The sequence below is a fragment of the Streptomyces sp. NPDC002018 genome (assembly GCF_042890865.1).
Classification (GTDB): domain Bacteria; phylum Actinomycetota; class Actinomycetes; order Streptomycetales; family Streptomycetaceae; genus Streptomyces.
On sequence record NZ_JBIASO010000002.1, the window covers coordinates 260067 to 274893 of the forward strand.

The following is a 14827-nucleotide window of genomic DNA, read 5'->3' on the forward strand; positions in this document are numbered from 1 at the left end:
GTACATCAGCCCAGCCGGGGCTGAATCTTCTCGATGAAAACCTGCCGTTTGAGGTCCGCCGGCAGATGGCAGGCGGCGCCGCGCCCCTCGGGGAGCAGCGGGCGCTCGTGCGTGCAGCGGCCGCCCTCCACCAGTTCGGTGTAGGCACAGCGCGGGTTGAACGCACAGCCGGACGGCGGGTTCAGCAGGCTGGGCGGGGTGCCGGGGATGGGCTGGAGCGGCTCGTCCACATCGGACGTGAGGCGCGGCATCGAGCCGAGCAGACCCCAGGTGTAGGGGTGCTTCGGCTGCTTGAGCACCTCGCGCACGGAGCCGCGCTCCACGGCGCGTCCCGCGTACATCACCAGCAGATCGTCGGCGACATTGGCTACGACGCCCAGGTCATGGGTGATCAGGATGATCGCGGAGCCGAACTCCTGCTGGAGGTCCTTGAGCAGATCGAGGATCTGTGCCTGGACGGTCACGTCCAGCGCGGTGGTCGGCTCGTCGGCGATCAGCAGTTCGGGGTTGCACACCAGCGACATGGCGATCATCGCGCGCTGGCGCATACCGCCGGAGAACTGGTGCGGGTAGTCGTCCACCCGGTTCTTCGGGTCCGGGATGCCGACCTTGCCCAGCATCTCGATGGCGCGCGCACGGGCCTCCTTCTTGGAGGCGCCGCTGTGCTTCATGAACGGCTCGGCGATCTGCCGGCCGACGGTGTAGTACGGCGACAGGGCGGTCAGGGCGTCCTGGAAGATCATCGCCATCTTGTCGCCCCGGAGCTTTTCGAGCTGCCTGGGCGAGGCGTCGGTGAGGTCCTGCCCGTCGAGCAGGATCTCCCCCGTGATGGTGGTCGACTGGGGGTTGTGCAGACCCAGGATCGACAGGTTGGTCACCGACTTGCCGGAGCCCGACTCGCCGACGATACCGAGCGTCTTGCCGCGCTCCAGGTCGAAGGAGAGCCCGTCCACGGCCTTGACGATGCCGTCCTCGGTGGAGAAGTGGACACGCAGGTCGCGCACCGACAGAAACGCGTCCGACCCGGTCGGAGCCGGAGCCCCCTCGGTCTTGGTGAGTGTGGTCACGGTCGTTCTCCTAGGACAGACGTACGCGCGGGTCGATGATGGCGTACATCGCGTCCACGATGACATTGAACAGAAGGATGAAGGCGGCGCTGACGATCATCACGCCCATGGTCAGCGGCAGGTCCTTGTCGATGACGGAGTCACGGGCGAGGCGGCCGATGCCGGGCAGTCCGAAGGTGATCTCGGTGACCATCGCGCCGCCGAAGAGCGCGCCGAGGTCCATGCCGAGGATGGTGACGATGGGGATGAGCGAGCCGCGCCAGGCGTAGCGGAAGAACACATAGCGGCTGCTCATGCCCTTGGCACGGGCCGCGCGCACATGTTCTTCCTGAAGCTGTTCGATCATGGTCGACCGCGACATACGGGTGTAGTTGGCGGTGAAGATCACGGACATCACCAGCCAGGGGATCAGCAGACCCATGAACCAGCCGCCGAGGTCCTCGCTGATCGGGACCCACTTGGGCTTGTCCAGCCAGCCGGTGCTGTAGACGAAGAGTCCGAGCACGACCGGGCCGAGGAAGTAGATCTGCATCGAGCTGAGCACCAGCGAGGCGGAGCTGAACGCCTTGTCGGTGGCGGTGCCCTTCTTCCACGCGGCGATCATGCCGGCGCCGAGGCCCACGATCAGGAAGACGATGAGTCCGCCGACCGAGAGGGAGAGCGTCAGGGGGAACCGGTCGACGATGGTGTCCCACACGTTCTGCTGGTTGGCGAAGGAGATACCGAAGCAGGGGGCGTCACAGTGGCCGACGGCGAAGTCGCGGCCGGCGAAGATGCCAACCATGAAGTCCCAGAACTGTACCGGCACCGGTTTGTCGAGGCCGAGGTTCTGGTGGATGACCGCCAGGGCGTCCGGAGTGCAGTTCTTGCCACACGCGAGCAGGGCAGGGTCCTGCGGGATCGCGAAGAACATGAAGAACGTGACGGCACTGATCAGAAAGAGGGTCAGGACTGCGCCGAACGTCCGGCGAAGAAGGAATTGAAGCATGGCTGGTCGCTGCTCTCAGGACGGCGGCTGTGAGGGGGTCGAGAGAAGAGGTTCGGCGGACCGGAGGTGCGCACTCCGCCGGGTGCGCACCTCCGGGTCCGGCCTACACGCTGATTACTTCTTCAGGAACAGACGCGTGACGTCGACGTAGCTGGAGTCCGTCGAGTAGCGCAGGCCACCGACGTTGGAGCCGAAGATCTGGAACACCTTGGTGTAGTAGATCGGGGCGGCCGGGTTGATCCGCTCGACGATGTCGTGGTGCAGCGCGGTCCACGCCTTCTGGGCCTCGGCCGGGTCCGTGATCTTCACGATACGGGCGATCTCGGAGTTGACCTTCGGGTCGTTGATGTGCGAGTAGACCGAGGAACCGTCCTGGAGCTGCGTACCGTCGTACAGCGGCGGGAAGACGGTGGAGGCGGACGGCCAGTCCTGGCCCCAGCCGGTCATGTAGAGGTCCAGGCCGTTGTCGACCTTGCCGACCTGCTCGTACCAGGTGGCGGAGTCGATCTCCTTCTTGACGACGTCCAGGCCGATCGCCTTCAGACGGTCGGCGATGACGACGGCCTGCTGCTGGCGGACGGGGGTGTTGCCGTACGCGTAGACGACCTTCTGGCCCTCGGCGCCGGCCTCCTTGATGAGCGCCTTGGCCTTCTCGACGTCACCGTTGGGCTTCTTCAGCTTGCCGAAGGGGTCGTAACCCTTCTCGTAGCCCGGGGTGGTCGGGGACATCAGACCGGTCGCGGTCTCACCACCGTAGGCGCCACCGTCGAGCTTGTAGATCTGCGCGCTCGGCATGGCGTAGGTGATGGCGTCCCGGACCTTCTTGTCCTTCAGCCGGTCCAGGTTGAAGTTGAGCTGCCACACGTACGGGGCGTAGCCCTGGATCGTGCGCTTCATCGCCTCGGCGTCGTTGACGACGTTGCGGACCTGGTTGGTGGAGACCTGACCCGTGAACATCACGGCGTTCTTGGCCTCGCCGCGGTCGGCGAGCAGGGTCTTGGTCTGGTCGTCGTCGTCGTGGTTGTACTCGATGTTGAAGCCGTCGACGTACTGGTGACGGACCGAGTCGGTCTTCGCGTCCCAGTTCTCGTTCTTGACGAGCGTCATCGACTTGCCCGGCTTGAAGTCCGAGATCTTGTACGGGCCGGTCGAGACCGGGGCCGTGTCGTACTTCTCCTTGGTGTCCGTCTTGGCGGGGACCACGGAGTAGCCGGGCATCGCGAGCGCCTGCGGCAGGTCGGGCTGCGCGTCCTTGAACTTGAAGACGACCGTCTTGGCGTCCGGGGTCGCCAGGACCGAGTCGGGCAGGTGCTTGCCCTTGTACGGACCGTCCGGCAGCGCCTTGCGGTAGGTGGTGCCCGCGCCGGAGAGCCATGCCTGGATGTAGGTCGGGCCGTCCGTGATGAACGGCGCGTACAGGCGCTCGATGGTGTGACGGATGTCGGCCGAGGTGATCGGGGAACCGTTCTGGTCCTTCAGCCCGTCCTTGAGGGTGAAGGTCCAGGTCTTGCCGCCGTCGGTCGCCTTGCCGGAGTCGGTGGCGAGGTCACCGACCACGGTGAGCTTGCCGTCGTCGGCCTCCTCGTACTGCGTCAGACCACGCTGGAGCAGACGGTCCAGGATCTTGGCGTCGCTGACATAGCTCTGGCCCGGGTCCAGGTGGGAGAAGTCCGAGTCCTGGTAGACCGTCATGGTGCCGCCGGCCTTGGCACCGGGGACCTCGGGGGCCGGGCCGGTGGAGGCCTTCACATCGCCGTAGGCGACCGCCGCGGACTGCTTGGCGGCGTCCTCCTGAGTCTTGCTCTTGTCCTTCGTACCGCTGTCGCTGTTGCCGCCACAGGCGGTCAGCGCCAGCGAGCCGGCCGCCAGGGCGACGACGACAGCGCGTGTCTTGCGCGTGCCAAAGATGCTCATAGTGATGAGTACCTATCTGTCAGTAGTGATCCAACTGTGCTGCCTGGCGCATCCGGTATGACCGGCGCCCGGGTGGCAGCAGCCCCTCGGCTGAACGTCAGCGTCCGGACTTCGGGTCGAAGGCGTCTCGAACCGAGTCGCCGAGAAGGTTGAACGCCACGACGAAGATGACCATGGCGACACCCGGGAAGATCATGTAAGCCGGGTCCTGCTCGTAGATGCTGGCGCCGGTGGCGAACATCCGGCCCCAGTCCGGCGTCGGCTCGACATAGCCGACACCCACGAAGGAGAGAAAGGCCACCGAGAGAATGGTGGACGGCAGCAGCAGGGTGGCCTGCACCAGGATCGGTGTGACCAGATTGGGCAGCAGTTCCTTGCGGATGATGCGCCAGGGCGAGGCACCCGCGATCTTGGCCGCCTCCACGAACTCCCGCTCACGCAGGGAGAGGGTGGCGGCACGGATCAGCCGGGAGAGTCCCATCCAGCCCAGGAACGACAGCACCGCGATGATGGCTCCCGCGCGCAGTGCGGTGGGAGTCTCCTCGTCGGGGCGCACGAAGGCCGCGACGACGACGGGCATGGAGGCGATGAAGAAGAGCTGGCTGGGGAAGCCCAGCAGGAAGTCCGTCAGCCGGCCGAGCCAGTAGTCGACCTTGCCGCCGTAATAACCGCCGACCAGGCCGATCAGCACACCCACGACGACCATCAGCACGGTCGCGGCGAGCGCGGTGTAGATCGAGGTGCGCATGCCGTAGACGAGCTGCATGAACACATCGCGGCCGAGGTTGGGCTCGATACCGAACCAGTGGTCGGCGGACATCCCGCCGAAGGTGCCGGTCGGCATGTTGAACTCGTCGAGCAGATCAAGACTGTCCTGGCCGTACAGGGTGTACGGGTCCTTGCCGTAGACCATCTTGATCACGGGCGCGAGCAGCGCCACCGCGAAGAAGACGATGACGACGACGGCGGAGACGACCCCGGTGCGGTCACGCTTGAAACGGCGCCACATCAACTGGCCGGGCGAGAGCCCGGCGAGCGTCTTGGCCTCCTGGGTCCCGTCCTTCGACACGTCGGCCGCGTCGGGAACGGTGGACGACGAGGCGTCCTCGGTCTGTACAGGACTTGTCACGATCGCTCTTCCCCCGTGGGGATCACTACCGCGCGCCCGACCCATTTGGTGCTTATGGCACCACGCATGGGGTCCTCCTCATGAGTCCACTTGTCACTACAAGAAGGGCACTGTCTACGCGCGCTGACACCCCTGACAGTGCGCTGTCGAGTACCCCGAGTGTGCTCGTGAGTCGACGCTCCCCATAGCGCTTGACCCATTGACCCGAGCTCAATGGCCAACTATTAAGTACGACCGGGCCGTAAACCACACTTAAAGGGTCTCGTTTTGGCAACATCGACACCCACTGTCCGCCCGAAATCCGGACAAAGTTATCCCAGGCAGACACCCGCGAAACGGACCGTTAACACACCATCCGGTGACCACCCACCGATAATCGGACGCGATCCGCAAAAACGAACTTGACGTCAAGCTGTCCGGAATCCGCGCAACGTAACCCTCCAGAACGGCGCGATCGCAACCTGTTCCCCTCCCGTTCCCCTCGCGTCGCAGACGTCACACGCGAAACGGCCCGGCCCCCGCGGAGATCGCGGGGGCCGGGCCGTCGGGCCGGGTACGGTCAGCCGTGCTTGGCGCGGGAGGCGGCGCGGCCGCGCTCCTTCTGGTCCAGGACGACCTTGCGGATACGGACCGTCTCCGGGGTCACCTCGATGCACTCGTCATCGCGGCAGAACTCCAGGGACTGCTCCAGCGAGAGCTTCCGCGGCGGCACCACATTCTCGGTGGAATCCGCGGAGGCGGCCCGCATATTGGTGAGCTTCTTCTCCTTGGTGATATTCACGTCCATGTCGTCGGAACGTGAGTTCTCACCGATGATCATTCCTTCGTAGACCTCGGTGCCGGGCTCGGTGAAGATGACCCCGCGCTCCTGGAGATTGATCATCGCGAAGGGGGTCACGGAACCCGAGCGGTCCGCGACGAGAGAACCGTTGTTACGGGTGCGCAGCTCGCCGAACCACGGCTCGTGGCCCTCGAAGATCGAGTGGGCGATGCCCGTACCGCGCGTCTGCGTGAGGAACTCCGTACGGAAGCCGATCAGACCGCGGGACGGAACGATCCACTCCATCCGGATCCAGCCCGAGCCATGGTTGGTCATGGTCTCCATCCGGCCCTTGCGCGCGGCCATGAGCTGGGTGATCGCGCCGAGGTGCTCCTCGGGGGAGTCGATCGTCATACGCTCGATGGGCTCGTACGTCTTGCCGTCGACCTGCTTGGTGACCACCTCGGGCTTGCCGACGGTCAGCTCGAAGCCCTCCCGGCGCATCTGCTCGACCAGGATGGCCAGCGCCAGCTCACCGCGGCCCTGCACCTCCCAGGCGTCGGGACGCTCGGTGTCCAGCACGCGCAGCGAGACGTTACCGATCAGCTCGCGGTCGAGCCGGTCCTTGACCTGGCGGGCGGTGACCTTGTGGCCCTTGCCGCCCTTGCCGACCAGCGGCGAGGTGTTCGTACCGATGGTCATCGAGATCGCGGGCTCGTCGACGGTGATCAGGGGCAGTGCGATCGGGTTCTCGGGGTCGGCGAGGGTCTCACCGATCATGATGTCCGGGATACCGGCGATGGCGCAGATGTCACCGGGGCGGGCCCGCTCGGCCGGCTTGCGGGTGAGCGCCTCGGTCATCAGCAGCTCGGTGATGCGGACGTTGGACATCGAGCCGTCACGCTTGATCCAGGTGACGGTCTGGCCCTTCCGCAGCTCACCCTGCTCGACCCGGCAGAGCGCGATACGGCCGAGGAAGTTGTCGGCGTCCAGGTTGGTGACATGGGCCTGGAGCGGCGCGGCGTCGTCGTACTCGGGGGCCGGGACATGCGACAGGATCGTGTTGAAGAACGGCTCCAGGCTGTCGCTGTCGGCCGGGACCGTACCGTCCTCCGGCTTGGTCAGCGAGGCGACCCCGTCCCGCGCGCAGGCGTAGACGATGGGGAACTCGATCTGCTCCTCGGTCGCGTCCAGATCGAGGAAGAGGTCGTACGTCTCGTCGACGACCTCGGCGATCCGGGAGTCCGGACGGTCCGTCTTGTTGATACAGAGGATGACCGGCATCTTCGCCTGGAGCGCCTTGCGGAGCACGAAGCGGGTCTGCGGGAGCGGGCCCTCGGAGGCGTCGACGAGCAGGACGACCGCGTCGACCATGGAGAGACCGCGCTCGACCTCACCGCCGAAGTCGGCGTGGCCGGGGGTGTCGATGATGTTGATGGTGATCGGGTCGCCACCCGTCTTGGGGTGGTACTTCACGGCGGTGTTCTTGGCCAGGATCGTGATGCCCTTCTCACGCTCCAGGTCGTTCGAGTCCATCATCCGGTCGTCGAGCTGCTCGGCTGCGTGCGCGGCGAAGGCGCCGGCCTGCTTCAGCATGGCGTCGACCAGAGTGGTCTTGCCATGGTCGACGTGGGCGACGATGGCGACGTTGCGGATGTCGTGGCGCGTGGGCATGCTGGCTGGCGCTTCTCTCGATCGTGGGATGCGGCGTTCTTTCCTCGTACGCCCGCCGGGCTGACACGCCACGGCTTGTCCCATGGTACGGGGCCGAGCTGTCGGGGGCTTCCCGGCCCGATCGAAGCGGCTGAATCTGGGGGTGTGGTGCTGCCCGGGTCAAGGACGGATACGAGCTTGCCCGCCGGGCGGGCCGGCGGGCAAGCGAATTGATCGGGGGATGAGCCGCTCGGGCGGGGGATCACCTGGTGCTTTTCCGCCGCTTCATGCGTCGCTCACCGTTCCTTCGCTACTTCTTCTTCTGCTCCTTGCCACCGGAGCCCGTGGTACCGCTGTTGGCGAACCCGATGTCCTGGAACCGGGGGGCGCCGAGGCCGAAGGCGCCCGCGTTCACCACTTCCGGCTTGGCGGCGACCAGTTGCGGCCGCTGGAAGAGGGGGATGGAGCCGGCCGCGGCCCAGATCCGGGCGTCGGCCTGCTTGACCAAGGAGCGCTGGGCCTTCTCGTCCAGCTCGGCCACGGCCCGGTTGAAGAGCTGGTCGATGTGGTCCGTACCGACCCGGGTGTAGTTCTGCTCCACCAGCAGGGAGCCGTCGCTGGCGGGCACGGGCTTGGCGAAGATCGGCCGGCCGTCGGTCGCCGGGTAGGCGGTGGCCGGCCAGGAGTAGAGGGCCAGGTCGTAGTCGCCGGCGGCCACATGGTCCTTGAAGTAGCCCTCGTCGGGCACCTTGGAGATCTCGGTCTTGATGCCGATGCGGTTGAGCATCCGCGCGATCCGCTCACCGACCGAGCGCAGCGCCTCCGAGCCCTCCCCCGACGGCAGCACGAAGCGCAGGGTCAGGGCCTTTCCGTCCTTGCCGAGCGGGCCGGTCATCGGGGCGGGGGAGCCCGAACCCGAGGGGGCCGGGGCGGCCGTGCCGCGCGGGGCGTAGGCGCCCGTCACGGCCGGCTTCCTGTCCTGGTCCTGGGCCCGCGCGGCGTCGGTGTCCCGTACGACGGAGGCCTGGCGGAGCAGGGTGACGCCCTGGAAGGCGGCGGCGGGAGCGGGGGCGAGGACATGGGTCGCCGACTCGGGGCGGGGGGCCGTCTGACCGGGCTTGTCGTCCTGGACGGCCCCGTGGCCGCGGGCGTCCGGCCCCTGGCCGCCGCCCGGCTTGCGGTCCTGGCCGGGCTTCTCGTCACCGACGATGAAGGTGCCCTCGTCGGAGGGAACGTCCCCGCCGTCCTGCTTGTCGTCCTGCTTGTCCCTCTTCTTGGCCTCCTCTTCCTCCTTCTTGGCCAGCTCCCGCTGCTTCGCGTCGTACTTCTTCTCGGCGGCCGACTTCTCCTTGGGCTTCTCCTCCTCGGCCTCCGCCTCGTTCTCCTCGGCCTCCTCGTCCCCCTCCTCGCCCTCGGGGCTCGCGCCGACGCCCTTGCTGCCCGCCTTGGCGCCGTCCTTCTTCTTGAGGGCTCCGCCGGGCACCCAGCCCGCGTCGGCCAGCAGCGCCCGCGCCTCCTGGGTGTCCTGCTTGCCGAGGGCCGCGCTGCTGTCCGCGTACGCCGCCTGGCCGGCCAGGGCCAGATGGCTGCCGAGCGGCCGCGCGGGCAGTTCGAGCGGTTTGAGCACGACGTCGGCCAGTTCCTGGCGGTCCAGCGCGCGGGCGACGGCACGCCGTACCCGCTCGTCGGAGAGCGGTCCCGCCTCCCCGTTCAGCGCGAGCTGGGTGTAGGCGGGCTCCAGCGACTTGCGTACGACGAATCCGTGGAGCGTCTTCTGCTCCTTCGCGTACCGGACGATGGCCGCGGCCGTCTGCTCACGGGCGATCTGCGCGGCCTCGGCCTCGTCCTCGTCCGAGCCGTTGGCCAGCGCCCAGGAACGGAGCGCCGAGGCCGGGGTGATCGCGACGCCGGGGCCGTGGGTCAGCTTCTGCTCGCCGGAGCCGCGGTCCCGGACCGCCAGGGCGATACGGTCGGCCGTGCTCTTGTCGATCTCGGCGAGGTCGAGCTTGCCGTCCGCGAGGGCCGACGCGCGTTTGCTCCTGGGCACCGCGCGCAGTACGAGTGAGTCCAGCTTGGCGGGCTCCCCCCACCAGCGGGCGCTGCGGACCAGGGTGATCTCCTTGCCCTTGCGGTCGACCTTCTTGATGCCGAAGGGCCCGGCGGTCGTCTTGAGGCTGGATCTGGCCCCGTCGTTGAAGGAGTTGGGCGTGCCCGTCACATCCTTCGGATACAGGGGGGTGAAGAGGGACCGCCAGTCCGCGTAGGGCTTGCTGAAGGTGACTCTGACCTCCAGGTCGTTGGCCCCGCGCTCGATCTTCTCGATCCGTTCGTAACCGGCGTTGCGCGCGGTCCAGTACGCGGAGTTCTTGCCGCTCAGCGCACGCCACTGCGCCGCGAAGTCGGGTGCCCCGATCTCGCGGCCGTCGCTCCACACCGCCTGCTGGTTGAGTTTGTAGAGCACGACCTGTTTGGGCTCGCGCTCGACCACCTTCGCGGATTCCAGATAGTCCGGATTGCGTTGCGGACGGCCTCGTTTGTCGAGCGTGAAGAGAGAGGGAAGTACGGCGGCGGCGATCCGGCCCGTGGAGCCGTCCGCGTCGGCCTGGAAGGCGTTGAGCGTCGTGGGCATGGTGTCGATCGCCCAGCGCATGGATCCGCCCGCGGTGACATGGTCCCGTCCCGTCGACGCGATGTCCGGGGCGGCGTCCGCACTCGCGCCGTCGTCGTCCGAGGTGCACGCGGAGAGGACGGGCAGGGCGAGCACACCGGTGGTGAGGAGCGCGAGGGAGCGGAGCGTTCGGGAGCATGTCCTCCCGCGTGGGGCGCCGACGTGGGACATGGCTAGTACCTCTTCGTCCTGTTTGTGGAATTTAGAGATGATCACACCTATTGCCCACTCACTGAAGTGGAAAGCCGCGGAACCGGCCCGGTGACACGTCGCCCCGCGCCGCAAACGCCACCCGCTCGGGCCAACCGCTCCCCCGTACGGGTGACCCCCGTACCGACCCTTGTGAAAGACGGGTGTGACGCGCGACACTCTCAGGCGCAGACAGAGAGCCGTCCGAGGGGTGACCACACGCCCCTCGCACACCACCCGCGACCGCGGAAGTGAGGGCAACTCATGTCCCTGCAGGACGATGTGACAGCGGTCAGGCGCTGCCTCGACGAGCTGGTCCGCACGGTCGGACGGCTGGAACAGAGCCTCGCGCAAGCGCGTGAGAGCGAGATCCGCGCCCCGTCGGCCGGCCGCGTCGACGACCTGGTGACCATCCCCGACACCCCCTACGACAGCGCGCTGTGGACCGACTCGGACGACGAAGGCCTGGGAGTGAGCGACCGACGAGCCCCCTAGGCCCGGCCTCCCGTCCGGACCGGGCAGGACGTGCCCCCGCACCCCAGGAGACCCCTTGGCCACCGGTACGCAACCCCCACAAGCCAGTTCGGGCGTACGCGGCGCCTCGCGCGCCGCCATCGCGCCCCGCCATCTGCGCACGGACCGCTGGTGGCTGGCGCCCGCCGCGACCGCCGCCGGACTGCTCGCCTTCATCGTGTACTCGACCTGGCGGGCCTTCGCGAACAGCGACTACTACGCCGCCCCGTATGTCTCGCCGTTCTACTCGCCCTGTCTGGCGGAGAACTGCGCGCCGATGCGCGGCGGCCCCAACTGGGAGCTCTTCGGAAGCTGGTGGGGCCTCTCCCCCGCGCTGCTGATCCTGATCTTCCCGCTGGGTTTCCGGCTGACCTGCTACTACTACCGCAAGGCGTACTACCGGGGCTTCTGGGCCTCGCCGCCCGCCTGCGCCGTCGCCGAACCGCATACGAAGTACAGCGGTGAGACCCGCTTCCCGCTGATCCTCCAGAACATCCACCGGTACTTCTTCTACGCCGCCGTGCCGGTCGCCGGCATCCTCACGTACGACACCGTGCTCTCCTTCCGCGACGAGGAGTACGCCTGGGGGCACATGGGGCTCGGCTCGCTGATCTTCCTGGTCAATATCGGGCTGATCTGGGCGTACACCCTCTCCTGCCACTCCTGCCGGCACATCATCGGCGGCCGGCTCCGGCACTTCTCCCGGCATCCGGTGCGCTATCGGCTCTGGGGCTGGGTGGGCCGGCTCAACCACCGCCATATGCAGCTCGCCTGGGCCTCACTGATCAGCGTCGCCGTCTCCGACTTCTATGTCTATCTGCTCGCCACGGGTGCCTTCGACGATCCGCGCTTCTTCTAGGTACAGGGAGACCCTTCGGACATGACGCAACTCGAACGCCGTCAGTGGGACGTCGTGGTGGTGGGCGCGGGTGGCGCGGGGCTGCGGGCCGCGATCGAGGCGCGCGAGCGGGGCGCTCGTACCGCCGTCATCTGCAAGTCCCTCTTCGGCAAGGCCCATACGGTGATGGCCGAGGGCGGCATCGCCGCCTCCATGGGCAATGTGAACGCGGGCGACAACTGGCAGGTGCACTTCCGCGACACCCTGCGCGGCGGGAAGTTCCTCAACCAGTGGCGGATGGCGGAACTGCACGCGCGGGAGGCACCGGACCGGGTCTGGGAGCTGGAGACCTGGGGCGCCCTCTTCGACCGCACCGCCGACGGCCGGATCTCCCAGCGCAACTTCGGCGGGCACGAGTACCCCCGGCTGGCCCATGTCGGCGACCGTACGGGCCTGGAGCTGATCCGTACCCTCCAGCAGAAGATCGTCTCGCTCCAGCAGGAGGACTTCCAGGAGTACGGGGACCACGAGGCCCGCCTCAAGGTCTACCAGGAGTGCACGGTCACCAGAATCCTGAAGGACACCGATGCCGACGCCGAGGACGCCGACGGCGGCGGCAGCAGTGGCGGCACGGACAGCGGCAGCGGCACCGGCACGGGCGGCGGCGGACGGGTCGCGGGTGTGTTCTGCTACGAGCGGGAGTCCGGGCGTTTCTTCGTACTGGAGGCCCCCTCCGTCGTCCTCGCCACGGGCGGCATCGGCAAGTCCTTCAAGGTGACGTCGAACTCCTGGGAGTACACCGGCGACGGGCACGCGCTGGCGCTGCTCGCCGGAGCCCCCCTGCTGAACATGGAATTCGTGCAGTTCCATCCGACGGGGATGGTCTGGCCGCCGTCGGTGAAGGGCATCCTCGTCACCGAATCGGTGCGCGGCGACGGCGGAGTGCTGCGCAACGCCGAGGGCAAGCGGTTCATGTTCGACTACATCCCCGATGTCTTCAAGGAGAAGTACGCGGAGTCGGAGGAGGAGGGCGACCGCTGGTACGAGGACCCGGACCGCAACCGGCGCCCGCCCGAGCTGCTCCCCCGCGACGAGGTGGCCCGCGCCATCAACTCCGAGGTCAAGGCGGGCCGCGGCTCACCGCACGGCGGTGTCTTCCTCGATGTCTCGACCCGGATGCCCGCCGAGGTCATCCGCCGCCGGCTGCCGTCGATGTACCACCAGTTCAAGGAGCTGGCGGACGTCGACATCACGGCGGAGGCGATGGAGGTCGGCCCGACCTGCCACTACGTGATGGGCGGGGTGGCCGTCGACTCGGACACCGCGGCGGCCCCCGGTGTCCGGGGTCTGTACGCGGCGGGCGAGGTGGCCGGCGGGATGCACGGCTCCAACCGGCTCGGCGGGAACTCGCTCTCCGATCTGCTGGTCTTCGGCCGGCGGGCGGGACTGCACGCCGCCGAGTACGCGAGGGGCGCGAGCACGCGGCCCACGCCGGACGAGGGGCAGATCGACGCGGCGGCGGCCGAGGCGCTCCGCCCGTTCAGCGGCGCGGCCGGGCACGGCACGGGGGCCGGTGCGGGGGCAGGGGCGGGCACGGGAACGGGAGCGGGCCCGGGAACGGGGGCCGGTGCGGGAGTTGCTGCGGGAACGGAAGCCGACGGGCCCGCGGAGAATCCGTACACGCTCCATCAGGAACTCCAGCAGACGATGAACGATCTGGTCGGCATCATCCGGCGTGAGGGCGAGATGGCACAGGCCCTGGAGAAACTGGCCGAGCTGCGGACACGGGCCGCGCGCGCCGGGGTCGAGGGGCACCGGCAGTTCAACCCCGGCTGGCACCTCGCACTCGATCTGCGGAACATGCTGCTGGTCAGCGAGTGTGTGGCGCGGGCGGCCCTGGAGCGTACGGAGAGCCGTGGCGGCCACACCCGGGAGGACTGGCCCGGCATGGACCGTGACTGGCGCCGGGTCAATCTGTACTGCCGGCTGACGGAAGCCACCGGTCCCGCCGACGGGCGGATCACGCTCTCGCGCCGGACGACCGAGCCCATACGTCCGGATCTGCTCGCCCTGTTCGACAAGGAAGAGCTGGTCAAGTACCTCGCCGAGGAGGAGCTTCACGAATGAGTGCGAGCACGGGTACGGGTACGGGTACGAGCGCGGGCCCAGGCGGGGGAGCCGGGGCGGGCTTGAGCACGGGAGCGGGGGCGGGTGCGGGAGCCGGGGCGGGGGCGGGCGCGGGAGCCGGGGCGGGGGCGGGCGCGGGAGCCGGGGCGGGGGCGGGCGCGGCGTCCGCGTACGAGGCGAAATTCCGGGTCTGGCGGGGCGACGCCGACGGCGGAGAGCTGACGGACTTCGCGGTCGAGGTGAACGAGGGAGAGGTCGTCCTCGACATCATCCACCGGCTCCAGGCGACCCAGGCGGCGGACCTGGCGGTGCGCTGGAACTGCAAGGCCGGCAAGTGCGGTTCGTGCAGCGCGGAGATCAACGGCCGGCCGCGGCTGATGTGCATGACCCGGATGTCGGTCTTCTCGCGCGAGGAGACCATCACCGTCACCCCGCTGCGCGCCTTTCCGGTGATCCGGGATCTGGTGACGGATGTGTCCTTCAACTACACCAAGGCGCGTGAGGTGCCCTCGTTCGTGCCGCCGCCGGGAGTCGCCGCGGGTGAGTACCGGATGCAGCAGATCGATGTGGAGCGCTCGCAGGAGTTCCGCAAGTGCATCGAGTGCTTCCTGTGCCAGGACACCTGTCATGTGGTGCGGGACCACGAGGAGAACAAGGCCGCCTTCGCCGGGCCGCGTTTCCTGATGCGGGTGGCCGAGCTGGACATGCATCCGCTGGACGCCGCCGGGGAGGCCGGGCTCGACCGGAAGAAGACGGCTCAGGACGAGCATGGACTCGGCTACTGCAACATCACCAAATGCTGTACGGAGGTGTGCCCCGAGCACATCAAGATCACGGACAACGCGCTGATCCCGCTGAAGGAGCGGGCGGTGGACCGGAAGTACGACCCGCTGGTGTGGCTGGGCAACAAGATCCGGCGCAGGGGCGAGTAGCCCGTCCCCACGCCGGAGCCCCTCGCGGCGCACCGGGCCCACTGGGTGC

At 68.0% G+C, this 14827-nt stretch carries 10 protein-coding genes; 4 read left to right on the forward strand and 6 right to left on the reverse strand.

Annotated features, from left to right (window positions below):
- Window positions 1-5: 5 nt before the first annotated feature.
- The 6 genes from ACFYYH_RS04650 to ACFYYH_RS04675 form a co-directional block, all read right to left on the reverse strand.
- Entirely contained in the window at window positions 6-1067 is a 1062-nt protein-coding gene (locus ACFYYH_RS04650) for an ABC transporter ATP-binding protein (protein WP_388545837.1), read from the reverse strand.
- Window positions 1068-1077: 10 nt separating this feature from the next.
- Complete coding sequence (locus ACFYYH_RS04655) at window positions 1078-2055, reverse strand: ABC transporter permease (protein ID WP_388545840.1); 978 nt, start codon at window positions 2053-2055, stop codon at window positions 1078-1080.
- Window positions 2056-2169: 114 nt separating this feature from the next.
- Window positions 2170-3969 (reverse strand): ABC transporter substrate-binding protein, encoded by a 1800-nt coding sequence (locus tag ACFYYH_RS04660; protein WP_388545842.1) that lies wholly within the window; start codon window positions 3967-3969, stop codon window positions 2170-2172.
- Between the two features lie 97 nt (window positions 3970-4066).
- Entirely contained in the window at window positions 4067-5098 is a 1032-nt protein-coding gene (locus tag ACFYYH_RS04665) for an ABC transporter permease (RefSeq protein ID WP_388545843.1), read from the reverse strand.
- A 559-nt stretch (window positions 5099-5657) separates the two neighbouring features.
- Window positions 5658-7532, reverse strand: a complete 1875-nt coding sequence (gene typA, locus ACFYYH_RS04670; protein ID WP_388545846.1) for a translational GTPase TypA — start codon at window positions 7530-7532, stop codon at window positions 5658-5660.
- 289 nt (window positions 7533-7821) lie between these two features.
- Entirely contained in the window at window positions 7822-10350 is a 2529-nt protein-coding gene (locus ACFYYH_RS04675; protein ID WP_388545849.1) for an ABC transporter substrate-binding protein, read from the reverse strand.
- Between the two features lie 282 nt (window positions 10351-10632).
- Between ACFYYH_RS04675 and ACFYYH_RS04680 the strand changes: the two genes are divergently transcribed.
- Genes ACFYYH_RS04680 through ACFYYH_RS04695 form a run of 4 tightly spaced genes read left to right on the forward strand, consistent with a single transcriptional unit; the run spans window position 10633 to window position 14778 of the window.
- A complete protein-coding gene (locus ACFYYH_RS04680; protein ID WP_388545851.1) occupies window positions 10633-10863 on the forward strand; it encodes a hypothetical protein in 231 nt (76 codons plus the stop codon).
- 55 nt (window positions 10864-10918) lie between these two features.
- Complete coding sequence (locus tag ACFYYH_RS04685; RefSeq protein WP_388545852.1) at window positions 10919-11740, forward strand: hypothetical protein; 822 nt, start codon at window positions 10919-10921, stop codon at window positions 11738-11740.
- Between the two features lie 21 nt (window positions 11741-11761).
- Complete coding sequence (locus tag ACFYYH_RS04690) at window positions 11762-13846, forward strand: fumarate reductase/succinate dehydrogenase flavoprotein subunit (RefSeq protein ID WP_388545854.1); 2085 nt, start codon at window positions 11762-11764, stop codon at window positions 13844-13846.
- Window positions 13843-14778, forward strand: a complete 936-nt coding sequence (locus tag ACFYYH_RS04695) for a succinate dehydrogenase/fumarate reductase iron-sulfur subunit (protein ID WP_388545856.1) — start codon at window positions 13843-13845, stop codon at window positions 14776-14778. The genes ACFYYH_RS04690 and ACFYYH_RS04695 overlap by 4 nt, the downstream gene beginning before the upstream one ends.
- Window positions 14779-14827: the final 49 nt, after the last annotated feature.

Bases quoted from the DNA above. Each gene is read 5' to 3' on its own strand.
- ACFYYH_RS04655 (WP_388545840.1), bottom strand. From the start codon at position 2,055: ATGCTTCAATTCCTTCTTCGCCGGACGTTCGGCGCAGTCCTGACCCTC.
- ACFYYH_RS04680 (WP_388545851.1), top strand. From the start codon at position 10,633: ATGTCCCTGCAGGACGATGTGACAGCGGTCAGGCGCTGCCTCGACGAG.
- ACFYYH_RS04690 (WP_388545854.1), top strand. From the start codon at position 11,762: ATGACGCAACTCGAACGCCGTCAGTGGGACGTCGTGGTGGTGGGCGCG.
- ACFYYH_RS04660 (WP_388545842.1), bottom strand. From the start codon at position 3,969: ATGAGCATCTTTGGCACGCGCAAGACACGCGCTGTCGTCGTCGCCCTG.
- ACFYYH_RS04675 (WP_388545849.1), bottom strand. From the start codon at position 10,350: ATGTCCCACGTCGGCGCCCCACGCGGGAGGACATGCTCCCGAACGCTC.
- ACFYYH_RS04695 (WP_388545856.1), top strand. From the start codon at position 13,843: ATGAGTGCGAGCACGGGTACGGGTACGGGTACGAGCGCGGGCCCAGGC.
- typA (WP_388545846.1), bottom strand. From the start codon at position 7,532: ATGCCCACGCGCCACGACATCCGCAACGTCGCCATCGTCGCCCACGTC.